The sequence below is a fragment of the Bradyrhizobium sp. CCGUVB23 genome, from assembly GCF_024199885.1.
Taxonomy (GTDB): Bacteria; Pseudomonadota; Alphaproteobacteria; order Rhizobiales; family Xanthobacteraceae; genus Bradyrhizobium.
Genome location: NZ_JANADQ010000001.1, coordinates 3831885 through 3852971, shown reverse-complemented (window position 1 = coordinate 3852971; position 21087 = coordinate 3831885). Strand labels below are relative to the sequence as shown.

Here is a 21087-nt window from a genome sequence, read left to right as displayed (position 1 = left end):
AAAATTGGAACTACCTCCGTTAGACACGGTCTCGAGCGACGTCATGACAGAAGCCAACGCCTTGCCGCTAACCGGGCATTCACCAAATGCGCTCGCCGCCGTGGAGCAGGAGATCGCGCGCGCCTGCAAGGACGCGCAGCGTGATCGCGCCGCGGTGACGCTGATCGCGGTGTCGAAGACGTTTGCTGCGGATGCAATTACACCGGTCATCGCGGCCGGACAGCGCGTATTCGGCGAGAATCGCGTGCAGGAAGCCAAGGCGAAGTGGCCGGCGTTAATTTCGAGTTACTCGGATATCACACTGCATCTGATCGGGCCACTGCAGTCGAACAAGGCGAAAGAGGCGGTCGCGCTGTTCGACGCCATTCATTCGGTCGACCGTCCGAGCATTTGCCAAGCGTTAGCCAAGGAAATCGAATCCCAGAACAGGCACCCGCAGCTCTTCGTCCAGATCAACACCGGCGAGGAGCCGCAGAAGGCCGGCGTCGCGCCCGGCGAGGCCGACGCCTTCATCGCAAGCTGCCGCGACATCTATCGGCTCAACATATCCGGCCTGATGTGCATCCCGCCGGCGAACGAGCCGCCGGCCGCGCATTTCGCCCTCACCGCCAAGATCGCCGCGCGCAACGGATTGAAGAATCTGTCGATGGGCATGAGCGCCGATTTCGCCACCGCCATCATGCTAGGTGCCACGCATGTCCGCGTGGGGTCGGCGATCTTCGGTCATCGGTAGTAGCCGTGGGCGTATTTGATTTTGGTCGTCCTGGCGAAAGCCAGGACCCATTACCCCGATAGCAAGTTTGGCGAAGACTCTGGCAACGACCGTCCTGCCCCTTGCAGAGATCACGCGGTATGGGTCCTGGCTTTCGCCAGGACGACGATGGGGTGGCGCTTACGCGAACGTCACCGACACCTTCCCCAGCACACCGAAATCTGCGGCGAGGTGATCGCCAGCTTGAATCGGCAGCGGTGGATGGCAGGTGCCCGTCGTCACCACCTCCCCTGCCCTGAGCGTGATCCCGAGCGCGCGCAGCTCGTTCGCAAGCCAGGCGAGCGCGACACGGGGATCGCCGAGCACGTTCTTGCCGTGGCCGACATAGCGCTGGCCACGCAGCGTGATCTCCGGCCGCTGCTCCACGAGATCCATCGCGCGCCAGTTTGCCGTCGCCGGCGGCCCGAGCACGAACAGATGCGCGCAGGCATTGTCGGCGATGAGCTGCGCCTCGCCGGCGCTGACGAAATCAGAAAAGCGCGAGTCCGGAATTTCGATCGCGGGATGCAGCGTGTCGACCGCCGCAAGCACCTCATCGACGCCATAACTTGAAGATCGCGGCGGCAGATCGCGCGCCATGCGAAAGGCGAATTCCGGCTCGCCCACCCGCATCTCGTTGCCCCTCATCGAGGCCGTGCCACCATCGGCGATGACGCTGTCGCTCAGGATGCGCCCGGCCATCGGTCCCCTGACGTTGATGTGCTTCTGCCCGGCTTCGCTGGTCGCCGCGATCTTCCAGCCGAACAGCTTGCCGCTTGAAGAGGATTCGAGCGCGGCCTGGATGGCGTAGCCCTCCGCGCGGGTCTGCGGCCGCAAGGAGCTCTCAAGCACGTCAAGCTTGGTGCCGGCGCGCCAATGACCCGCGAGCATATGCGAGGCAGCCCTGATCTGGTTCTCGTCGAGCATGGTCCCTCACCCGATGATGATCCTGGTCTTTGGTCCCAGGCGCCGCAACAATTGCAGCATCGCCGCTTGCGTCATCGACACGCAGCCGGCCGTCGGCCCGAAATTGTCGCGCGCCAGATGCAAAAACACCGCGCTGCCGCGTCCGGGAATGCGCGGCCGCGTGTTGTGATCGATCTCGACGATGAAGTCGTAGAGCCGGTCGGCGCGCGTCAGCCGGTCGCCGCCCTGCCCCGCCCCGCGCCGGATCGGCCGGTTGTAATGGCGGTCGCCTGGATCTTCGCACCAGGCGTCGTCAGGCTGAATGGCACGGACCGGCAGAAAGGTCCGCGGCCGCCTGTGGCGGTCGCCCCGCCACCAGAGCTGCCGCGGCCGAAAGCTGCCCTTCGGCGTGCCGCCGTCACCCTCGCGCTTGTTGGCGCGAATGCCGCCGCGGCCGAGCGCCACGGGAATCGTCAGGGGTCCGGCGGTCAGCCAGCCCCGCCGCGGATTACCAGCCGACGCCCTCACCCGGATCGCGGAAAGCGGTCTGTTCTTGGCGTAAGCTATTGAGATATCTTGATTTTTCATGTGAATGCGCGGTGTCGGCTTCATTACAGGACATTCATCGAAAAGCCCTGCTATTCTGCGTTAGAGTAGTTCTGGCTTGAGAATCGGTAACAGCCCACTACTTCAACACGAACAACAATAATAACGGCGACCTCTAACTTACCAATCGCAGCTCTCACGCGGCATGCGCGCGTGGGAGTTCGAGTCCAAAAGGATGACCCCATGGCCAATGCCCGCAAGATCCTGATCGTGGATGACGATTCCGATCTGCGCGATACGTTGGTGGAGCAATTATCGCTGCACGAAGAGTTCGAAGCCTCCGCCGTCGATACCGGTGCGAAGGGCGCGAGCGCCGCAAAGGCCAATTCCCCCGATCTCGTGCTGATGGATGTCGGGCTGCCCGACACCGACGGCCGCGAGGTGGTGCGTAGCCTGCGCAAGGGCGGCTTCAAGGCTCCGATCATCATGCTGACCGGACACGACACGGATTCCGACACGATTTTGGGCCTGGAATCCGGCGCCAACGACTATGTGGCAAAGCCCTTCCGCTTCGCGGTGCTGCTGGCGCGCATCCGCGCCCAGCTTCGTCAGCACGAAGCGAGCGAAGACGCGGTGTTCTCGGTCGGGCCCTACAGCTTCCGACCGGGCTCCAAGATGCTGACTGCCGCCAACGCCCGCAAGGTGCGGCTGACGGAGAAGGAAACCGCGATCCTACGTTTCCTCTACCGGGCCGGCCAGATGCCGGTCTCGCGCGAGACGCTACTCCAGGAGGTCTGGGGCTATAATTCCGGCGTCACCACCCACACGCTGGAAACCCACATCTACCGTCTGCGCCAGAAGATCGAGAAGGATGCCGCCAACCCGGAAATCCTGGTCACGGAAGCCGGTGGCTACAAGCTGGTGCCGTGATACGCTCCGAACGTCCCGCGAATCGTTTGAAATCGCGGGCCTTTGAGCCACGGACCTGAATGTCAATCGACGACGACGTAGCGCTGCTCGAGCGTGTCCCGACACTGCGCCTGTTGGGAGACGCCTCGCTGCGCATGTTGGCGATCGGCTCCGAGCAGCGCGATTTCGTGCGCGGCGATGTCCTCTTCAATCAGGGCGAAGACGCGGACGCCGGCTTCGTGGTTCAGCGCGGCGCCTTTCGCGTCGAGGACGGCGCCGGTGCCGAGATGATCGCCGGCCCCGGTACCCTGATCGGCGAGCTTGCGCTGGTGGTGCCGATGAAGCGTCCCTCGAGCGCGATCGCGCTGGAGCATTCCTCCGTCATCCGCGTCGCCCGCAGCCTGTTCCAGCGCGTGCTGGAGAGCGATCCGGCCGCCGCCCTCCGCCTGCGCGACGAGTTCGCGATAAGGTCGAGCCAGATCGCGAGCGATATTTTGATGGCGGGCTCGAAGCTGAATAACTGACTCGGTCGTCCTGGCGAAAGCCAGGACCCATTACCCCGAATGCTTGTGGCTTGGTGCGGTTGCCGACGTCCTGGTGCAACAACGAAGACTGGTGGTAATGGGCCCTGGCTTTCGCCAGGGCGACGATTAGACCTCCAGCGTCACCGTCACCGGCACGTGGTCCGACGGCCGCTCCCAGCTCCGCGCATCCCGAAGAATGCTGAAGTCGCTGACCGCGTCCTTGAGCGCGCGCGAGACCCAGATGTGGTCGAGCCTGCGGCCGCGGTCGCCGACGGTCCAGTCGGCGGCGCGGTAGCTCCACCACGTATAAACCTTCTCCGACAGCGGAATGCGCTCGCGCGCGACGTCGACCCATTCGCCGGCGGAGAGCGCTGCCAGCAGCTTCTCGGTTTCGATCGGCGTGTGCGAGACCACCTTCAGCAGCTGCTTGTGCGACCAGACGTCGTTCTCGTGCGGTGCGACGTTGAGATCGCCGACCAGGATGTGGCGATCCTCCCCGCGCGGATGCAGCGGGTCGCACGCCTTCATCTCGTCGAGGAAGCGAAGCTTGTGGTCGAACTTCTCGTTCAGCGCGGGATCGGGAATGTCGCCGCCGGCGGGAACGTAGAAATTGTGCAGCACCAGCGGCTTTGCGATCTGCGCCTTCTCGCCGAACGACACCGAGATGTGCCGTGAATCGATCTTGTCGCAGAAGGTGCGGATATCGGTTGCCTCGAACGGAATTTTCGAGACGATGGCGACGCCGTGATAGCCCTTCTGCCCGTTCAGCGCGACGTGCTCATAGCCGAGCCGCTTGAAGCGCTTCAGCGGAAAGGCATCGTCGATGCACTTGGTCTCCTGGAGGCACAGCACGTCCGGCCGCGCGCTCTTGAGGAATTTGGCGACGAGATCGATGCGCAGCCGCACCGAATTGATGTTCCAGGTTGTCAGGGAAAGACGCATGGGGGATGCGTCATAGCATGGATTGATGCGGTGGAGACGCTTGTCCACAGGGCGACGAAGCGCTTGTGGCTTCGTAGGGTGGGTTAGCGAAGCGTAACCCACCTCTTTGGTTTCAGCGGCGACAGAAGCGGTGGGTTACGCCTTCGGCTAACCCACCCTACAAGAGCTCAACCCGGCGACGGGACGTTGTAATTGGTGAAGTCGATCTTGAACATGTTCGGATCGAGCTTCTTGGTGCTGTCGAGATTATAGACCGCGAAGGTGGTGTCGTAGCCCTGCGGGTCGGTTACCGTCCATTGCTTCAGCTGGCCGTCCTTGGCGCCGACCATCAGCAGCAGGCGGCTGGTGCCGATCAGCGCCTGCTTCTCCTCGATGGTGACGCTGATGAAGAGATCGTCCGCGCTGACGTTGATGACGTTGGTGTCCTTCATCAGGTCGATGCGGTCCGAGAGCAGGAAGCGCAGCGGCGTCTGCGACAGCGGATAGACGTCCTGGGTCGCGAGCTTGCGGTCGCGGACCACGAGCGAGGATCCGTCGGCGATGATGTCGATCGGACTGGGCGGATCGTATTCGACGCGCATCTTGCCGGGCTTCTGGATGTAGAAGTCGCCTTGCGTCTTGCTGCCGTCGGGCCCGACCTGCACGAAATTACCGACCAGTGTCTGCAACGACGACAGATAGGTGCTGACCCTGGCGGCCTGTGCCTTCTGCTTGTCGTCAAAAGTCTGGAAGATGCTGCTCGGCACGTTGCGGCGCGGATCCGGAATGATCGGATTGGGCGGTGTCTGGGTGGCGCCGGTCGTGGCGGGCCCGCCGCTCATCTGTCCGCCGTCGCGGCCCTTCGGCGCGGGTTTCGGAACGGGCACGGTCTGCGCGAACGACGTCGCGCTGGCGGCAGTGATCGAGGCGGCGATGACGAGCGCACCCGCCAGCCGCGCGCTGCGCGCGGCGAAACAGGCAGCGGATCGAATATCGGGATTTCCAGTCAAAGCGTCGTCCTGTGTGGCTGGGCGCCCTTTTACCGTGGTTTCGGTCAAAAGCAGATATCGTTTTTGCGTGAAAAACTCATTGTGAGGCCCGCTTCGGCGCTTTGCGCCTTGCCTCACATATGGCTGTCCTCTTCCTCGACCAGAATCTCGCGTTTGCCGGCATGATTGGCCGGTCCGACAATACCTTCCAGTTCCATGCGCTCCATCAACGAGGCGGCGCGGTTGTAGCCGATCTGGAGCCGGCGCTGGATGTAGCTGGTGGAGGCCTTGCGGTCGCGTTTGACGATCGCAACGGCCTGCGCGAACAGGTCGCCGCCGCCATCCGCGCCCATGCCGGTGGCGTCGAAAACCGCGCCGTCTTCGTCCTCGGCAGGTTCTTCCGCGGTGACCGCTTCGAGATATTCCGGCTGTCCCTGCGTCTTGAGGTGACGCACCACCTTCTCGACTTCCTCGTCGGAGGCGAACGGGCCGTGCACGCGGCTGATGCGGCCGCCGCCGGCCATGTAGAGCATGTCGCCCTGGCCGAGCAGCTGCTCGGCGCCCATCTCGCCCAGGATCGTGCGGCTGTCGATCTTGGAGGTGACCTGGAAGGCGATGCGGGTCGGGAAGTTCGCCTTGATTGTGCCGGTGATGACGTCGACCGACGGACGCTGCGTCGCGAGGATCACGTGCAGGCCGGCGGCGCGCGCCATCTGTGCGAGGCGTTGCACCGCGCCTTCGATGTCCTTGCCGGCGACCATCATCAGGTCGGCCATTTCGTCGACGATGATGACGATGTAGGGCAGCGGATCGAGCGCGAGCTTCTCTTCCTCGTAGATCGCCTTGCCGGTCTCCTTGTCGAAGCCGGTGTGCACCGTGCGCGTCATCTCCTCGCCCTTACCCTTGGCTTCGAGCAGGCGCGCATTGTAGCCGTCGATGTTGCGCACACCGAGCTTGGCCATGTTCTTGTAGCGCTCTTCCATCTCGCGCACGGCCCATTTCAGCGCGACCACCGCCTTCTTCGGATCGGTCACGACGGGGGTGAGCAGATGCGGGATGCCGTCATAGACGGAGAGTTCGAGCATCTTCGGATCGACCATGATCAGCCGGCACTGGTCCGGGCGCAGCCGGTAGACCAGGCTGAGGATCATGGTGTTGATCGCGACCGACTTGCCGGAGCCGGTGGTACCGGCGATCAGCATGTGCGGCGTGCGCGCCAGATCGATGATGACGGGGTCGCCGCCGATGGTCTTGCCGAGACAGAGCGGCAGTTTTGCCACCGTTTCGGTCGCCTCTTTCGCCACCAGCAGCTCGCGCAGGTAAACTTTCTCGCGATGCGCGTTCGGCAATTCGATGCCGATGGCGTTGCGGCCGGGCACGACGGCGACGCGCGCCGACAGCGCGCTCATGGAGCGTGCGATGTCGTCGGCAAGGCCGATCACGCGCGACGACTTGATGCCGGGCGCCGGCTCCAATTCATACAGCGTGACGACCGGACCCGGATTGGCTTTGACGATCTCGCCGCGCACGCCGAAATCCCCGAGCACGCCTTCGAGCGAACGCGAATTGGTTTCCAGCTCGGCCTTGCTGAGTGGCTGACGATCGCCGGCCTTTGGTGCGGCCAGCATGGAGACGGACGGAAGGTCGAACTTGTCGGAGGATTTCTTGGCAGCGGCCTTCGGCGCAGCCTTCTTGCGCGGGGCGCGTGCGGCCGGCACCTCCTCCTCTTCTTCTCCGTCGCTCTCTTCCTCTTCTTCCTCGTACTCCTCGTCCTCGGCATGCGGCGAGATCGAGGGCGCGGCGCGGCCGCCGAGGCTGGGCTCCTGGCGATCGAAAGCCGCGGCGCGCGGCTTTGACCCGCTCGAGACCAGTGAGCGATAGGCGGCACTACACAGCCAGACGATCCGCGCCTTCGTGCTCATCAGCGCGTGGAACAGCCATCCAAGCGACACCGAGCCACGATCCTCGCCCTCTTCCTCGAACGGGGTGTCGTCGTCCTCGATCGGCGTCAGCTCGTCGTCGTCACGCTCGCGCGCGCCGAGGCCGCAGGCGATCAGGAACGTCGTGGCCATCGCGACGAACAGGATCGTCCCGAATACCATGCGATAGATGGCGCCTGCGGGTCCGAAGATCACGGCCGGTGCGCGCACCAGCGCGTCGCCGACCACGCCGCCGAGGCCGGTCGGCAGCGGCCATGCGCCGCCATGCGGCCAGCAGCTCGCAAAACCCGCCGCGATCACCGTGCAGAGGATCCAGCAGCCGAGCCGCAGCGCCTCGCGATCGAACGGGCGGTGGGTCATCATGCGCCAGCCCCACACCGCCACGGTGAGGATCAGCATGATCGCGCCGAGACCGAGAATCTGCATCGCCAGATCGGCGCCGATCGCGCCGGCATAGCCGAGGATGTTGCGGATCGGCCGCGAGGTGGCGTGGCTCAAACTTGGATCCTGCACCGACCACGTCATCAGCGCGGTCGCGGCGACGCCGGAAAGCGCGACCAGGCCAAGACCGGTCAGCTCGCGCACGCGGCGCGTCAGCGCGTCACGGATCGACGGCGGCAGGTGAGCGACCAGTGGGATGACACGTTCGATTGCCGACATGCTCATCCGCCTAACCCAACGTTGCGACCAGCCGGTGCAGCGCCTCGGCGGTGATCTCGCCGCTCTGCACCAGCGCCAGGCGAATGAAGCCCGCGCCCGGATTGAAACCGTCCGGCTGGAGCCGCGCCAGGTAGCTGCCCGGCACGACGCGCACGCCGGCCTCCTTCCAGAGTTTCAAGGTCACCGCTTGGTCGTTGCCGAGCGGCGAGGTGTCGAGCCAGACGCAGAAGCCGCCCTCGGGCCGGCGATAGCCGTAGCGGTTGCCAAGGATCTGATCGGCGAGATCGAACTTGATGCGGTACAGCCTGCGGTTCTCCTCGACATGGGCCTCGTCGCCATAGGCAACGGTTGCGACATGCTGGAGCGGCACAGGCACCTGTGGTGCGGCTACGCTGCGCAGCTCGAGAAACTGGCGCAAGAATTTCTTGTCGCCGGCGGCGAAGCCGACGCGCAGGCCCGGCAGGTTCGAGCGCTTGGAGAGTGACTGGAAGGCGACGACGCGGGTGAAGTCGGGGCCGGCGCATTCGAGCGCGCTGCCGGGCGCTTCCCGCGTATAGATCTCCGAGTAGCACTCGTCGCTCAGGATGACGAAGCCGTAGCGGTCGGCAAGGCTCTTCAGGCGGGTGAAATAATCGCGCGAGGCGACCGAGCCCTGCGGGTTGGCGGGCGAGGCGATGTAGAAGGCGACGGTGCGCGCCAGCGTCGTCTCGTCGATCGCATCGAGGTCGGGCAGGAAACCGTTCTCGACCGTCGTCGGCAGGTAGACCAGCTCGCAAGCGGCTGCGCGGGCCCCGGCGCCATAGACCGGATAGAACGGGTTCGGCATCAGGATCGCCGGCTTGCCGGGACGCGGGCCGACATAGCGCGCGGCCGTGATCGCGGCGAAGAGCAGCCCTTCGCGGCTGCCATTGAGAACGAGGACCTCGCTCTCGGGATCGATCGGCCGCGGCAGCTTGAAGCGATGGCCGAGCCAGCTTGCGGCGGCTTTCCGGAACGGCTCGATGCCATTGTTCAGCGGATAGCGGCCGAAATCGGCGATGTGCTTTGCCAGCACCGGCCCGACGAAGTCAGGCACCGGATGCTGCGGTTCGCCAACTGCGAGCGAAATCAATGGCTTGCCCGGCTGGTGCGGAGCCAGCAGCTCGTTCAGCCGGACAAAGGGCGAGCGTTCGGTATCAGAGCTTCCACTGCCCTGCGGCGCACGGGATGAAGCGGTCATAGCCATACGTTGGGGCGCCAGCACTCTTGGAACTGCCGGTTGCAGGTCGCACCGGCCGGAAGCGGTTCAGTTCACCATAGATAGGGCGAGGTTAAGACGCGATTAACCATCGGTCGGTCCCCCCGTCCAGAGCCGAATAATTGCCGCCCGTTAACAAGGAGATACGGTCCATCGACGGTTCCGTTTCCCGGCATTTTAGGCAAGACCGTCGCCCATCGTTAACCCCCTCCTCCAAGAAGGTTTTCGTGTTCGCGATTCGCTGGCGCCGCCGGTGTTATGGCTGCTGACGACAAGCGGGGGCGGCGCGTGACGATTCAGATTGCGACACATGGCGATGTGCTTCGCCACACGGCGAGGCGCGCGGCGATCGCGGCGAGCCTGACCATCGTGATGACCGCATCGACGCTGCTGCTGCATCTCGGCACTGATTTCAGCGCCACGATGAGCGTCGGCTACATCATCGGCTTCAGTCTCTGCATTGCGACCGCAATCTCGGCCTCGCTGTCCGCCGCGCTCAGCTATCGCTCGGGGCTCTTGATGCAGGAACTGACGCTGACCCGCAGCGAGCTCGCGCGGATCTCCCAGACCGACCAGCTCACCGGCCTCTTCAACCGCCGCGGCTTCGACGATGCGGCCGCGCTCGCGCTGACCTCGGCACGCAAGCGCAGCGTGCCGGTGACCGTGTTCTTGTGCGACATCGATCACTTCAAGTCGATCAACGACCGCTTCGGCCATGACGCCGGCGACAAGGTGCTGGTCGAGGTCGCCGACGTGCTGCGGCAGCTCGCCCGGGCCGAAGGCGTGCTGGTCGCGCGCTATGGCGGCGAGGAATTTGCCGGCCTCATGGTCGGCGTCACTCGCGATCAGGCCGAACGGCATGCGGAGGCGCTGCGCACGACCTGCGCGACCCGCGAAATCCCGATCGGCGAGAATCTCGAGCGCGTCACCATCAGCCTCGGCTTCACGGTGTCCTGTGCCGATGCCGAGCTCGCCGAGCTGATCCGGATCGCCGACCGCGCGCTCTACGCTGCCAAGCGCCGCGGCCGTGATCGCGTCGTCGAAGCCGACGAGCGGGCGCTCGTGGCCGCGTGAGATCACCTCTCCCGTAGGGAGAGGTGATCTGCGCCCTGGGCTCGCACCGATTCAACCAGAATCATCTCGGTCTAGCGTGGTGGCAGCTTCTCGAAAGTCGGGATGCCGGCGGGGATCTGGTGGAACTCCTGCTTGTCGCAGGTATAGATCGCGATCTGCGGCTTGAACTGCGCGGGATCGTCCAGCGTGCCGACCTTCACGATCGCGGCCGGCAACCCCGGCACTTTCGTCACCAGGTGGGTGCCGCATTCGGCGCAGAACTCCCGCGTCACCGCGCGTTCGAGGTCCTTGCGGGTAAATTGCTTGGGCTGGCCGGTGATGTAGGTGAAGCCGTTCGCCGGCATCGCGATGAAGGTGTTGGGCTCGCCGCCAGAGATGTACTGGCATTCGCGGCAATGGCATTGCGCCTGCATCATCGGGTCGCCCTCCGCGACGTAGCGCACCTCGCCGCAATAGCATCCACCTTCCAAGCGCATGACGACCTCCCTTTTGTTGTTCGTTATTTCTGCGCTAGCCGGCTTGCTTGGCAAGTTTTTCTTTTGTGACACCGAAAAAAGAAAGGGGCTCCAACTTGCGCTGGAGCCCCTCAACGGTCGGGGCATTGCCGGGTATGTGCCCAAACCGTAGTTCTGGATGCGATCCCCGAGGGAGATCGCACCCGGGAGGAGAGCGTTACATGTTGTAGGCGCGCTCGGTGTGCTCGGTGATGTCGAGGCCTTCACGCTCGGTCTCGACATTGGCGCGCAGGCCGACGATCACGTCGACGACCTTGTAGAGGATCGCCGAGCCGATGCCCGACCACACCAGCGTGGTGCTGACGCCCCAGACCTGGGCGATCATCTGGTCGGCCAGAACGTACTCCCCGACCTTGCCGATGGTGTAGTCCATCACGCCGGTGCCACCGAGCGCCGGGTTGACCAGGATGCCGGTGCCGAGGGCGCCGACGATGCCGCCGACGCAGTGCACGCCGAACACGTCGAGCGAGTCATCGTAGCCGAGCGCGTTCTTCACCACGGTGCAGAAGAACAGGCAAACGATGCCGACGACGAGGCCGAGCACGATCGCACCCATCGGGCCGGAGTAGCCGGCCGCCGGCGTCACCGCCACGAGGCCTGCGACCGCGCCGGAGAGCGCGCCGAGCACCGAGGGATGACCCTTCACGATCCACTCCGCGAACATCCACGACAGCGCGGCGGCTGCGGTGGCGACGAAGGAGTTGGTCATGGCGAGGGCTGCGCCGCCGTTGGCTTCCAGGTTGGAGCCGGCGTTGAAGCCGAACCAGCCGACCCAGAGCAGCGAGGCGCCGATCATGGTCATGGTCAGCGAGTGCGGGGCCATCAGCTCCTTGCCGTAGCCGGTGCGCTTGCCGATCAGGAGCGCACCAACGAGACCGGCGATGCCGGCGTTGATGTGCACCACGGTGCCGCCCGCGAAGTCGATCGCGCCCTTCTTGAAGATCCAGCCAGCGTCGGCGAGGAAGTCGGTCTTGGCTGTCTCGAATGCTGCGGTGGCTGCCTTCTTGGCGGTGTCGTCAGCCGCTGTTTCTACCGCTTTGAGCGCAGCAGAAATCGCGTCCGGACCGGCCCAGTACCAGACCATGTGCGCGATCGGGAAGTAGATCAGCGTGACCCAGAGCGGGATGAAGAGCGCAACCGCCGAGAACTTCATGCGCTCGGCAAAGGCGCCGACGATGAGGGCGGGCGTGATCGCCGCGAAGGTCATCTGGAAGCAGACATAGACCAGCTCCGAGATATTGACGTCGGCGCTGAAGGTTGCCGCCTTCGAATCGGTGGTGACACCCATCAGGAAGGCCTTGGAGAAGCCGCCGATGAAGTCGGAACCGCCGGTGAAGGCAAGGCTGTAGCCGTAGAGGGCCCAGAGCACGGTGACGACGCAGACCGTGTAGAACACCTGGGCGAGAACCGAGAGCATGTTCTTGGAGCGGACGAGACCGCCATAGAACAGCGCAAGACCCGGGATCGTCATCAACAGCACGAGCACTGTCGATGTCAGCATCCAGGCGTTATCCCCCTTGTTGACCGTTGGCTCGGCGTAGGCTGCGGTCGCAGCGAACATGCCGACTGCGAGGGCGGCCAGTCCCGCGCCATAGGGACGCTTAAACGTCATTTCATTTTCTCCTGATTCGATAAGGTTGAGCGCGAAATCAAAGTGCCGCGGCGTCGGCCTCGCCGGTGCGGATGCGGACCGCGTGGTCGAGGCTGATGACGAAGATCTTGCCGTCGCCGATCTGTCCGGTTTTCGCAGCCGACGTGATGGCGTCGATGGTCTTGTCGACCTGGTCGGAGGCGACGGCCACCTCGATCTTGATCTTGGGCAGGAAGCTCACGGCGTATTCGGCGCCGCGATAGATTTCCGTATGGCCCTTCTGCCGGCCGTATCCCTTGACTTCCGTCACCGTGAGACCGTGAACGCCGATGGCGGTCAGGGCGTCCCGGACTTCTTCCAGCTTGAATGGCTTGATAATCGCCATAACAATTTTCATGGGTCCTATCCCCGCTTGGGCCCGGTCCGGACGTGGCCGGGCGTTCTCGACTGGTTCACCACGAGGAGAAGCTTCACACCGCGGGCACAGCCGGGCCCTGAGAATCAAATGCCGTGCCAGATCGATGGCGTTGCCTAACGGATTATGAATGCGAGACTTTTCCCGCTCTACGGGTGTCGCGCTGCACTGCGCTAATACGTCGCGCCTAAAACGTAGTCATGCCTGCTTAAAACGAATGCAGGGCAGGCCGCCGACACAATGTTGCTCACGTGTCGGGCAGCAAAACGGTATTTGGGTACGTGACAGCGCTCACCGAAGCGCCTCGCCGTGCTGGGAAATGCCGAGGCCCTCCAATTCGTGCCCACGCGAGACGCGCAAAGGCATGAATCGCGCGACCCGCTAGAGCAGGACGAAGCTCGGCAGCCCCGCAAAGCTGGATCAGGAGTTGCTGCGGGTGACCTCGATCAGGCGGCGTCGCGTTCCGCAAAAACCCTGTCGATCAGTCCCCATTCGACCGCTTGCTGCGCGGTCATGAAGTGGTCGCGGTCCAGGGTCCGTTCCACCTCCTGCTCGGGGCGCCCGCAATGTCGTGCATAGAGCCGGATGATGCGCCGCTTGGTTTCCTGCATTTCGGTGGCATGGATCAGGACGTCGGACGCCTGGCCTTGAAAGCCGCCGAGTGGCTGATGCACGTGGAGGCTCGCATTCGGCAAGGCGGCGCGGTGACCGGGCTCGCCGGCCATCAGCAGGAACGAGCCCATGGAACGCGCGGTGCCCATGCATAGCGTATGAACCGGCGCCTTGATGAACCGCATGGTGTCGTACATCGCAAACCCGCTGGTGACCACGCCGCCGTAGGAATTGATGTAGAGATTGATCGGCTTGTTCGGGTTCTCCGCCTCCAGGAAAAGCAGCTGCGCGCAGACTAACCCTGACATTGCATCATTGACTTCGCCGTTGAGGAAGATGATGCGCTCGCGCAAGAGCCGGGAGTAGATATCGAAGGATCGCTCGCCGCGCGCGGACTGTTCGACGACCATAGGGACGAGCTGAAGCATGTCGCGCATCGGCGACCTCCATGTCTGCAGGTGATGAAGTCGTTGTGTTGTTAGGCCGCCGCGCGCATCAGGCAGCAATTGGTGTTGGCCGGTTTCGGCAAGTTCGTGCGGATGTCGCAGGACTGCTGGATGATACGAAAGCGGGTGCCGCCGGCCTCGTTCGGTTCGATCCTGAAGGTGACGTGACTTTCTCGAAACGGGGGCTCGGAATCGCGGAGCCGGTAACGCACCTCTTCGCCGGCGACCGATGATTCGGGCTCGGCGCCAACCAGGTCGGCATCCGGCAGCCAGCGTTCGCGCAGCGCCGGAATGGTCACGGCGCGCCAGACCTTTTCGGGCGGCGCGTCGAAGTCATATTCAAGCACCAGGTCTGTGTCGGCGTGATCAGGCTTGGCTGCGTCGCTCATTGATCCATGTCCTTCAACAGGTCGCCGAGCGCTTCCATGCGCTTCGGCCAGTAGGCGCGGTAGCGGGCAAGCCATGTTCCGATGGTGGCGATGCCGTCCGGGTCGACCTCGTAGTTCACAAATCGGCCCTGCCGCTGTTCGCGCACGAGACCTGCTGCACGCAAAACCGCGAGATGCTGCGACGTCGCCGGTTGGCTGATCTCCAATCCGTCGCGCAAAGCGCTGGCATTCAGGCTTCCGCCAGCGAGCTTTTCAAAGACCTTTCGGCGCGTCGGGTCGGCCAGCGCCTTGAAGATGTCGGCTTCGATCATGGCAACACATAAGCATACACTTATGTGTTGCGCAAGCCCCAAGCGACCCGAGGCTGTCCAAAGCTTAGAGCTGCGCCGGCGTCGCTCGCGCGTTTCGAAGCAAGGAATTAGAGCGCGTCGCTGTCGGTCTCGCCGGTGCGGATGCGCAGCGCGTGGTCGATCGGCGTGACGAAGATCTTGCCGTCGCCGATCTGCCCGGTGCGCGCCGTCGCGGTGATGACGTTGACGGCCTTCTCGGCGATGTCGGAGGGGACCGCGATCTCGATCCGGAGCTTGGGCAAGAAGTTCACGACATATTCGGCGCCACGATAGATTTCGGTATGACCCTTCTGGCGGCCGTAGCCCTTCACTTCGGTGACGGTCATGCCGTGCACGCCGATCGCCGTCAGCGCCTGGCGGACCTCATCGAGCTTGAAGGGTTTGATGATCGCGACGACGAGTTTCATGGTCAGGCCTGTTTCCCCGGAGCTTCGCCACGCAATACGCAGGTGGCGCTGCGTCAATCTGGCATCTTTCCGGGCAAATGGCACAAAAATGTTGCAGGTTGAAGAGAGAAAAAGCTGAAGCAACCAGGGCCGCCGCCCCTGTACAGAGCAGCCGGACCTCCTCCAAAATGCATTTTTTGGCATGGATGCGGTGAACCGAACCGTCCCGGCCGGCACAAAAGTATGTTTGAGGGAAGGGGCGCGTCATGGCGAGTTGGTTCTACGCATCTGAGGGCAAGCAGCAGGGGCCCTATCCGGAGGGGCAATTCCGCGATCTCATTGCCCAGGGCGTGGTCCGCGCCGACACACTGGTGTGGACCGAGGGCATGGCCGGTTGGCAGAGGGCTGCCGAAATTCCGGGATTGATGGCTGGCGGCGGCGCGCCGCCGATCATTCCGGCAGGCGGGCCGCCTGCGATGGCCTCCGCCGGGGGCTATGGCGGCGGCGGTTACAGCGGCGGCGGCTCCTCGCCCTCGATCGATTTCGAGATCCTCGAGTTCAGCTGGCGCACCATCGTCATGGTGATCGGCTCGATGCTGGTCATTCCCGCGCCCTGGGTGTTCGTCTGGTACCTGCAGTGGATTGTGCCCTGCGTAAAGGTTCCGGGACGGCCGAACCTCAGCTTCACCGGCAATGCGATGACGCTGGTGCCCTGGTTTTTCGGCTTCGTCGTTCTGGTGATCGCGGTCAGGTTCACCGGCATCCAGTTGCTCAACACTCTGATCTCCATCGTCGAGATCGGGCTGGCCTGGCTGCTCCTCAAATGGATGGTCGCGAACCTCGCCTCGAACGGGCAGCCGATGGGCCTCAGCTTCACGGGCCCGGTCTGGATCTATATCGGCTGGAACCTGCTAGTGGCGATCTCCTTCATCACCATCATCGGCTGGGCGTGGGTCATGGTCGCCCAGATCCGCTGGATGTGCCGCAACATCGAGGGCACGCGGCGCGACATCGTCTTCAAGGGCACTGGCCTCGAGTTTCTCTGGCGCGCGATCGTGACCGCCATCCTCTGCAGCTTCATCATCCCGATTCCCTGGATGTATCGCTGGATGATGGGCTGGCTGGCCTCCCAGACCGAGCTCGTGCCGAAGGGGTCGGTTTAGCGCTCAGCTCTTCCGCTCGCGCACGGAGCCTTCCTGCGCGACGGAGGCCACCAGCGTGCCATCGGGCTTGAAGATCAGGCCGCGGGTCAAGCCGCGGCCTGATTGTGCACTCGGCGAATCCTGCGAATAGAGCAGCCATTCGTCGGCGCGGAACGGGCGGTGAAACCACATCGCATGATCGAGGCTCGCCGGCATCATGCGCTTGTCGAACAGCGTGCGGCCGTAGCGCGCCATCACCGCATCGAGTAGCGAGAAGTCCGAGGCATAAGCGAGCGCGCACATGTGCAGCGCCGGATCGTCCGGCAGCTTCGCTGCGGTCTTGATCCAGACGTGAATGCGGCCGTCCTCGATCTTCTGGCCGAAATAGCGGCCGAGCTCGACCGGACGCAGCTCGATCGGACGGTCGGATTCGTAGTAGCGGCGGATGAATTCCGGCATCTCGCGGAACATCGGCTGCTTCGACACTTCTTCAGCCGTCAGCTTCTCCGGCGGCGGCACGTCGGGCATCTTGTCCTGATGGTCGAAAGCGCCCTCCTCCTCGGCATGGAACGAGACCATGATCGAGAAGATCGCATTGCCATGCTGGATCGCGGTGACGCGTCGCGTCGAATAGCTCTTGCCGTCGCGCAGCCGTTCGACCTGGTAGATGATCGGCACCTGCGGGTCGCCCGGCAGGATGAAATAGCAATGCAGCGAATGCGGCAGCCGGCCCTCCACCGTGCGGCAGGCCGCGACCATCGCCTGCCCGATCACCTGCCCGCCGAACACCCGCTGCCAGCTCGTTTTCGGGCTGTTGCCGCGGAACAAATTCACCTCGAGCGGCTCGATATCGAGGATGGAGATGAGGTCGATCAGGCTTTTGGACATGGTGGCACTTTCGAAGGATTTCGTCATTCCGGGGCACGCGAAGCGTGAACCCGGAATCTCGAGCCGATAAAACTCTGGATTCCGGGTTCGCCAACCAAGTCGGCTGTTGCCGACTTGGTTAACTTAACAAGCCGAACTCGGGTAAACCCGAGTTCGGGTCGCGCGTCCCGGAATGACTGCATGAGGCCTTGCGGCCCTTGTTTCACCGCACTGTTTCGCCCAGCTCAAGTCTGCTAGCAAGACCAAGAGTTAGCCGGGATCTAGGGTATGTCAGTACAGGGTAGCATTGTCATCGGCGGCGGCGCATTTGCGGGCCTCGCGCTCGCGCTCGCATTGCGCCAGGGCCTCGGTCCCGACATTCCGGTGATCGTCGCCGATCCGGCGCTCGCCACGCGGCCGAGCCGCGACCCGCGTGCCACCGCCATCGTCGCGGCCTGCCGGCGGCTGTTCGAGGCGATCGGCACCTGGGACGACGTCAAGGGCGGCGCGCAGCCGATCCTCGACATGGTCGTGACCGATTCCAAGCTGGAGGACGCCACGCGTCCGGTGTTTTTGACTTTCGCCGGCGATGTCGAGCCCGGCGAGCCCTTTGCTCACATGATCGAGAACCGCCAGCTCATTGACGTGCTGGTCAAGCGCGCCGAGGCCGAAGGCATCGATCTCCGGGCGACCGCTGTCACCTCCTATGACGCGCGCCCCGACGGCATCGACGTGACGCTGGGCGACGGCAGCGTGGTCGCGGCGAGCATGTTGATCGCGGCCGACGGTGCGAAGTCGAAGCTGCGCGAGCGCGCCGGCATCGTCACCCATGGCTGGGAGTACGATCAATCCGGCATCGTCGTCACCGTCGGTCATGAGCGCGATCATGAAGGGCGCGCCGAGGAGCATTTTTTGCCCGCCGGTCCCTTCGCGATCCTGCCGCTCACGGGAAAGCGCTCCTCGCTGGTGTGGACCGAGGGCCGCACTGAGGCCGCGCGCATCACGGCATTGAGTGAGGACGAATTCCACGGCGAGCTCGAGCAGCGCTTTGGCCTGCATCTCGGCGAGATCAAGGCGCTGGACAAGCCGCGCGCGTTTCCGCTGTCCTATTTCGTGGCGCGCTCCTTCATCGCCGAGCGCCTCGCGCTGGTCGGCGATGCCGCGCATGTCATTCACCCCATCGCGGGCCAGGGCCTCAACATGGGCCTGAAGGATGTCGCCGCGCTCGCCGAAGTGGTCGTCGATGCCGCGCGGCTCGGCATGGATATCGGCCAGAGCGATGTGCTCGAGCGCTATCAGCGCTGGCGGCGTTTCGACACCATGGCGATGGGGCTTGCGACGAATTCGCTGAACTTCCTGTTCTCCAACAGGTCGACACTTCTGCGCACCGTGCGCGACATCGGCCTCGGCATCGTCGACCGCGCCCCGCCGCTCAAAAATCTCTTCATCCGCCAGGCCGCCGGTCTCACCGGCGAAGTGCCGAGGCTGTTGAAGGGTGAGGCGTTGTAAGGCGGGCCAGCGCAACTCCCTCCTCTCGCCATCAGGGACAAGCGCAGCGAAGCGGAGCGTAGACCCCGGCCTCCGCCGGGATGACACCGAATGTTTGGAGCGGCCCTCGCGCAATGCGCCGCATCCAATCAATCAATCTTCCTCGCCTCCTCCGGCAGCATGATCGGGATGCCGTCGCGGATGGGATAGGCGAGCTTGGCGGAGCGCGAGATCAGCTCCTGCTTGGCGGCGTCGAATTCGAGCGGCCCCTTGGTCAGCGGGCACACCAGGATCTCCAGCAGCTTGGGATCGACGGTGGCTTCGGGGCGTTCGGTTGGCGTGGTCATGATGGTCTCCGGCGGTGGTCCAGCCCTTAGCACAGAAAGCTGCGGCGTGTCGCCGCACAAGGCTCTCGGCCGCTCTGCGATCCCTGGTGTGACAGCACTTTCCGCGTGTCGTCATAACTTAGAATAGCTTTAGAGTAAGTCCTTTTGCGAGGGCGCAGCCTAGCCGCCAGCGCTGATTTTTGGTTTGCAGGACGGGGCGAGCGCAGCCTGCGCTTGCCATCGATTTTGACCATTTAGCCGGGGACACGCCGATCCATGTTTGCTTCGCTTAACCCAAGGACTTTCGCCCTCGCCACGCTCTGCGCCGCCGCGATGCTGCCGCTCTCCGCCGCGAACGCGCAGCAGGCGACCGAACTCCAGATCACCTATGACGGCGCGTTCCAGCCGAACGAGCTGCGCGCACCGGCCGGCAAGCCGATCACCGTCAAGGTTAAGAACAACACCGCCAAGGCGATGGAGTTCGAGAGCAAGACGCTCAAGGTCGAGAAGGTCATTCCGTCGAAGGGTGAGGCCGTCGTCAACGTCCGCGCGCAGAAGGCCGGCCGCTACGAGTTCTTCGACGAGTTCAACGAGAAGGCGCGCGGCACCCTCGTCGTCGAATAAGGCTCAGCTCGTGCTCGCCGCGCTCATCATCGTCTTCCGCGAAGTCTTCGAGGCCGGTCTGATCATCGGCATCGTGCTCGCGGTGACGCGCTCGGTTAAGCGTCGCAACCGCTGGATCGCCGGCGGGGTGCTGGCGGGCGTTCTGGGCGCGTGCGTGGTCGCGGCGTTCGCGGGTGCCCTGTCGCAGCTCTTCGAGGGCATGGGACAGGAGCTGTTCAACGCGGCGATTCTCGGCGTCGCCGTCGTCATGCTGACGTGGCACAATGTCTGGATGGCGCGGCACGGCAAGGAGATGGCGGGCGAATTGCGCGCCGTCGGCCAGGCCGTCGCCGAAGGATCCAAATCGCTGCTGGCGCTTGCCGTGGTGGTCGGGGTTGCGGTGCTGCGCGAAGGCAGCGAGGTGGCGCTGTTTCTCTATGGCGTTGCCGCGTCCGACGGCGGATCGGCGATGAGCCTCTTGGTCGGCGGCCTGCTCGGCCTCGTGCTCGGCGGCGCAGTTTGTCTCTTCACCTATTTCGGCCTCTTGCGGATTCCGCCACGCGCGCTGTTTACGACCACGACGGTGCTGATCACCCTGCTCGCCGCCGGCATGGCCGCGCAGGCGGTCTCGTTTCTCGAACGCGCCAACTGGCTCACCGCGCTCGACACCGTGGTGTGGGACACGAGCTGGCTGCTCTCCGAGGACAGCATCCTGGGCCGCACCCTGCACACGCTGATCGGCTACACCGACCAGCCGACCGGGATGCAGCTCGTGATCTACGCCGCCGTCGTCCTGGTCACGATCGCCTTGATGCGGCTGGTCGGATCCGAGCCGCCCCGGCACGCGGTCGCCGCAGGCTGAGCACTCGTTCGAGGCGATCCGCAAGCTTCATCGTGCGACAATTCGCCGGAGCTCGTCGAGCGCTGCCTGCTGCTTGTCCGCCGGCAGTGTCTGGTCCGAAAGGGCAAAGCCGAAGAAAGCCCAGAACAGGATCTGCGCGCGCGGGCGTGCGACCTCCTCAGTGAGCCCGGCCTGCTTCAAGAGGCTCTCGATATAGTCGAGCCTGCGGCGATCGACCGCGACGACCGCGGCGCGCGCCCGCGCATCGTTGGCGGCCCAGCTCCGCACCGCCTTTTCCAGCATGAGCTTGCTGCCGAAGGTCAGCTTCAGCAGCACCGCGAGCGGGTCCTGGCCCCCGCTATCGCCCAAGTTCTCGCTCGTGTTCTCGCGCTTGTTCTCGTTCTTGGCCGCCTCGACGGCGGCGATGATCTGCTCGGTGGCGACTTCGCGCCAGCGGGAGAGGATGGCGGCATGGAATGCGGCGAGATCGGCAAAGTGCCAGTAGAAGCTGCCGCGGGAAACCCCCATCGCCTTCGCCAGCGGATCGGCTTTCAGCGCCGTGAAGCCGCTCTTTGCCAGTGTCTTCAGGCCCAGATCGACCCAATCCCCCGCCGAGAGCTGATCGGCCATCGGTTCCTGCCTCCCATGATGCCGCACCA

General features: G+C 64.2%; 24 protein-coding genes and 1 pseudogene. 8 read left to right on the top strand and 17 right to left on the bottom strand.

The features are described 5' to 3' along the window. Window positions 1-43 precede the first annotated feature (43 nt). Entirely contained in the window at window positions 44-733 is a 690-nt protein-coding gene (locus NLN62_RS17615; RefSeq protein ID WP_254109645.1) for a YggS family pyridoxal phosphate-dependent enzyme, read from the top strand. Window positions 734-892: 159 nt separating this feature from the next. On the opposite strand, the gene NLN62_RS17610 is transcribed toward NLN62_RS17615, so the two are convergent. Both NLN62_RS17610 and NLN62_RS17605 read right to left on the bottom strand, forming a co-directional pair. Beyond that, the gene (locus tag NLN62_RS17610; protein ID WP_254109643.1) at window positions 893-1678 is read right to left on the bottom strand and encodes a 2-keto-4-pentenoate hydratase; all 786 of its coding nucleotides are present in this window, start codon (window positions 1676-1678) and stop codon (window positions 893-895) included. A gap of 6 nt (window positions 1679-1684) precedes the next feature. After that, complete coding sequence (locus tag NLN62_RS17605) at window positions 1685-2245, bottom strand: L,D-transpeptidase (RefSeq protein ID WP_254109641.1); 561 nt, start codon at window positions 2243-2245, stop codon at window positions 1685-1687. 201 nt (window positions 2246-2446) lie between these two features. Here NLN62_RS17605 and NLN62_RS17600 point away from each other — a divergent pair, with 201 nt between their 5' ends. After that, window positions 2447-3133: a response regulator transcription factor gene (locus NLN62_RS17600; RefSeq protein WP_027525091.1), complete on the top strand. Its 687-nt coding sequence runs from the start codon at window positions 2447-2449 to the stop codon at window positions 3131-3133. Window positions 3134-3192: 59 nt separating this feature from the next. Further along, entirely contained in the window at window positions 3193-3636 is a 444-nt protein-coding gene (locus NLN62_RS17595; RefSeq protein ID WP_027525090.1) for a cyclic nucleotide-binding domain-containing protein, read from the top strand. A 126-nt stretch (window positions 3637-3762) separates the two neighbouring features. Here NLN62_RS17595 and NLN62_RS17590 read toward each other — a convergent pair whose 3' ends face one another. From NLN62_RS17590 to NLN62_RS17575, 4 genes are all read right to left on the bottom strand, one after another. Further along, window positions 3763-4578, bottom strand: coding sequence for an exodeoxyribonuclease III (locus tag NLN62_RS17590; RefSeq protein ID WP_027525089.1), 816 nt, complete (start codon window positions 4576-4578; stop codon window positions 3763-3765). A 167-nt stretch (window positions 4579-4745) separates the two neighbouring features. Beyond that, window positions 4746-5510 (bottom strand): outer membrane lipoprotein carrier protein LolA, encoded by a 765-nt coding sequence (locus NLN62_RS17585; protein ID WP_027525088.1) that lies wholly within the window; start codon window positions 5508-5510, stop codon window positions 4746-4748. Window positions 5511-5680: 170 nt separating this feature from the next. Then, window positions 5681-8152: a DNA translocase FtsK gene (locus NLN62_RS17580; protein WP_027525087.1), complete on the bottom strand. Its 2472-nt coding sequence runs from the start codon at window positions 8150-8152 to the stop codon at window positions 5681-5683. Window positions 8153-8156: 4 nt separating this feature from the next. Continuing rightward, a complete protein-coding gene (locus NLN62_RS17575) occupies window positions 8157-9371 on the bottom strand; it encodes an aminotransferase class I/II-fold pyridoxal phosphate-dependent enzyme (RefSeq protein ID WP_254109639.1) in 1215 nt (404 codons plus the stop codon). A gap of 300 nt (window positions 9372-9671) precedes the next feature. Between NLN62_RS17575 and NLN62_RS17570 the strand changes: the two genes are divergently transcribed. After that, a complete protein-coding gene (locus NLN62_RS17570; RefSeq protein WP_027525085.1) occupies window positions 9672-10457 on the top strand; it encodes a GGDEF domain-containing protein in 786 nt (261 codons plus the stop codon). Between the two features lie 71 nt (window positions 10458-10528). Here the strand turns inward: NLN62_RS17570 and NLN62_RS17565 are convergent, their stop codons facing one another. The 8 genes and pseudogenes from NLN62_RS17565 to NLN62_RS17535 all read right to left on the bottom strand — a co-directional run bounded on the left by NLN62_RS17565 (window position 10529) and on the right by NLN62_RS17535 (window position 15182). Continuing rightward, window positions 10529-10933: a GFA family protein gene (locus NLN62_RS17565; RefSeq protein ID WP_027525084.1), complete on the bottom strand. Its 405-nt coding sequence runs from the start codon at window positions 10931-10933 to the stop codon at window positions 10529-10531. Window positions 10934-11129: 196 nt separating this feature from the next. Further along, window positions 11130-12584 (bottom strand): ammonium transporter, encoded by a 1455-nt coding sequence (locus NLN62_RS17560; RefSeq protein WP_027525083.1) that lies wholly within the window; start codon window positions 12582-12584, stop codon window positions 11130-11132. A gap of 37 nt (window positions 12585-12621) precedes the next feature. Then, window positions 12622-12960: a P-II family nitrogen regulator gene (locus NLN62_RS17555; protein ID WP_027525082.1), complete on the bottom strand. Its 339-nt coding sequence runs from the start codon at window positions 12958-12960 to the stop codon at window positions 12622-12624. A 309-nt stretch (window positions 12961-13269) separates the two neighbouring features. After that, a pseudogene (locus NLN62_RS53490) lies at window positions 13270-13420 on the bottom strand (ammonia channel protein); the annotation flags it as partial. Between the two features lie 4 nt (window positions 13421-13424). Continuing rightward, on the bottom strand, window positions 13425-14027 hold the full coding sequence (locus tag NLN62_RS17550) for an ATP-dependent Clp protease proteolytic subunit (protein WP_254109637.1): 603 nt from the start codon (window positions 14025-14027) through the stop codon (window positions 13425-13427). 41 nt (window positions 14028-14068) lie between these two features. Beyond that, entirely contained in the window at window positions 14069-14425 is a 357-nt protein-coding gene (locus tag NLN62_RS17545) for an SRPBCC domain-containing protein (protein ID WP_027525080.1), read from the bottom strand. Then, entirely contained in the window at window positions 14422-14736 is a 315-nt protein-coding gene (locus NLN62_RS17540) for a helix-turn-helix transcriptional regulator (protein ID WP_254109635.1), read from the bottom strand. The genes NLN62_RS17545 and NLN62_RS17540 overlap by 4 nt, the downstream gene beginning before the upstream one ends. 107 nt (window positions 14737-14843) lie before the next feature. Further along, entirely contained in the window at window positions 14844-15182 is a 339-nt protein-coding gene (locus NLN62_RS17535) for a P-II family nitrogen regulator (RefSeq protein WP_027525078.1), read from the bottom strand. A gap of 245 nt (window positions 15183-15427) precedes the next feature. Between NLN62_RS17535 and NLN62_RS17530 the strand changes: the two genes are divergently transcribed. After that, the gene (locus NLN62_RS17530) at window positions 15428-16324 is read left to right on the top strand and encodes a DUF4339 domain-containing protein (RefSeq protein ID WP_027525077.1); all 897 of its coding nucleotides are present in this window, start codon (window positions 15428-15430) and stop codon (window positions 16322-16324) included. Window positions 16325-16327: 3 nt separating this feature from the next. Here the strand turns inward: NLN62_RS17530 and tesB are convergent, their stop codons facing one another. Further along, window positions 16328-17191 (bottom strand): acyl-CoA thioesterase II, encoded by an 864-nt coding sequence (gene tesB / locus NLN62_RS17525; protein WP_254109633.1) that lies wholly within the window; start codon window positions 17189-17191, stop codon window positions 16328-16330. 267 nt (window positions 17192-17458) lie between these two features. Between tesB and NLN62_RS17520 the strand changes: the two genes are divergently transcribed. Further along, window positions 17459-18679 (top strand): ubiquinone biosynthesis hydroxylase, encoded by a 1221-nt coding sequence (locus NLN62_RS17520; RefSeq protein WP_254109631.1) that lies wholly within the window; start codon window positions 17459-17461, stop codon window positions 18677-18679. 128 nt (window positions 18680-18807) lie between these two features. Here NLN62_RS17520 and NLN62_RS17515 read toward each other — a convergent pair whose 3' ends face one another. Beyond that, entirely contained in the window at window positions 18808-19005 is a 198-nt protein-coding gene (locus tag NLN62_RS17515; protein WP_027525074.1) for a Trm112 family protein, read from the bottom strand. A 255-nt stretch (window positions 19006-19260) separates the two neighbouring features. Between NLN62_RS17515 and NLN62_RS17510 the strand changes: the two genes are divergently transcribed. After that, a complete protein-coding gene (locus NLN62_RS17510; protein ID WP_256575924.1) occupies window positions 19261-19608 on the top strand; it encodes a cupredoxin domain-containing protein in 348 nt (115 codons plus the stop codon). A 10-nt stretch (window positions 19609-19618) separates the two neighbouring features. Then, the gene (locus tag NLN62_RS17505; protein WP_027525072.1) at window positions 19619-20449 is read left to right on the top strand and encodes an FTR1 family protein; all 831 of its coding nucleotides are present in this window, start codon (window positions 19619-19621) and stop codon (window positions 20447-20449) included. 27 nt (window positions 20450-20476) lie between these two features. Here NLN62_RS17505 and NLN62_RS17500 read toward each other — a convergent pair whose 3' ends face one another. Further along, window positions 20477-21058, bottom strand: a complete 582-nt coding sequence (locus NLN62_RS17500; RefSeq protein WP_254109629.1) for a TetR/AcrR family transcriptional regulator — start codon at window positions 21056-21058, stop codon at window positions 20477-20479. Between the last annotated feature and the right edge of the window lie 29 nt (window positions 21059-21087).

What these genes read in the sequence shown, in the direction of transcription:
- NLN62_RS17615 (WP_254109645.1), top strand. Translation starts at nt 44, where the DNA reads ATGACAGAAGCCAACGCCTTGCCGCTAACCGGGCATTCACCAAATGCG.
- NLN62_RS17610 (WP_254109643.1), bottom strand. Translation starts at nt 1,678, where the DNA reads ATGCTCGACGAGAACCAGATCAGGGCTGCCTCGCATATGCTCGCGGGT.
- NLN62_RS17605 (WP_254109641.1), bottom strand. Translation starts at nt 2,245, where the DNA reads ATGAAAAATCAAGATATCTCAATAGCTTACGCCAAGAACAGACCGCTT.
- NLN62_RS17600 (WP_027525091.1), top strand. Translation starts at nt 2,447, where the DNA reads ATGGCCAATGCCCGCAAGATCCTGATCGTGGATGACGATTCCGATCTG.
- NLN62_RS17595 (WP_027525090.1), top strand. Translation starts at nt 3,193, where the DNA reads ATGTCAATCGACGACGACGTAGCGCTGCTCGAGCGTGTCCCGACACTG.
- NLN62_RS17590 (WP_027525089.1), bottom strand. Translation starts at nt 4,578, where the DNA reads ATGCGTCTTTCCCTGACAACCTGGAACATCAATTCGGTGCGGCTGCGC.
- NLN62_RS17580 (WP_027525087.1), bottom strand. Translation starts at nt 8,152, where the DNA reads ATGAGCATGTCGGCAATCGAACGTGTCATCCCACTGGTCGCTCACCTG.
- NLN62_RS17575 (WP_254109639.1), bottom strand. Translation starts at nt 9,371, where the DNA reads ATGGCTATGACCGCTTCATCCCGTGCGCCGCAGGGCAGTGGAAGCTCT.
- NLN62_RS17565 (WP_027525084.1), bottom strand. Translation starts at nt 10,933, where the DNA reads ATGCGCTTGGAAGGTGGATGCTATTGCGGCGAGGTGCGCTACGTCGCG.
- NLN62_RS17560 (WP_027525083.1), bottom strand. Translation starts at nt 12,584, where the DNA reads ATGACGTTTAAGCGTCCCTATGGCGCGGGACTGGCCGCCCTCGCAGTC.
- NLN62_RS17555 (WP_027525082.1), bottom strand. Translation starts at nt 12,960, where the DNA reads ATGAAAATTGTTATGGCGATTATCAAGCCATTCAAGCTGGAAGAAGTC.
- NLN62_RS17550 (WP_254109637.1), bottom strand. Translation starts at nt 14,027, where the DNA reads ATGCGCGACATGCTTCAGCTCGTCCCTATGGTCGTCGAACAGTCCGCG.
- NLN62_RS17545 (WP_027525080.1), bottom strand. Translation starts at nt 14,425, where the DNA reads ATGAGCGACGCAGCCAAGCCTGATCACGCCGACACAGACCTGGTGCTT.
- NLN62_RS17540 (WP_254109635.1), bottom strand. Translation starts at nt 14,736, where the DNA reads ATGATCGAAGCCGACATCTTCAAGGCGCTGGCCGACCCGACGCGCCGA.
- NLN62_RS17535 (WP_027525078.1), bottom strand. Translation starts at nt 15,182, where the DNA reads ATGAAACTCGTCGTCGCGATCATCAAACCCTTCAAGCTCGATGAGGTC.
- NLN62_RS17530 (WP_027525077.1), top strand. Translation starts at nt 15,428, where the DNA reads ATGGCGAGTTGGTTCTACGCATCTGAGGGCAAGCAGCAGGGGCCCTAT.
- tesB (WP_254109633.1), bottom strand. Translation starts at nt 17,191, where the DNA reads ATGTCCAAAAGCCTGATCGACCTCATCTCCATCCTCGATATCGAGCCG.
- NLN62_RS17520 (WP_254109631.1), top strand. Translation starts at nt 17,459, where the DNA reads ATGTCAGTACAGGGTAGCATTGTCATCGGCGGCGGCGCATTTGCGGGC.
- NLN62_RS17515 (WP_027525074.1), bottom strand. Translation starts at nt 19,005, where the DNA reads ATGACCACGCCAACCGAACGCCCCGAAGCCACCGTCGATCCCAAGCTG.
- NLN62_RS17510 (WP_256575924.1), top strand. Translation starts at nt 19,261, where the DNA reads ATGTTTGCTTCGCTTAACCCAAGGACTTTCGCCCTCGCCACGCTCTGC.
- NLN62_RS17500 (WP_254109629.1), bottom strand. Translation starts at nt 21,058, where the DNA reads ATGGCCGATCAGCTCTCGGCGGGGGATTGGGTCGATCTGGGCCTGAAG.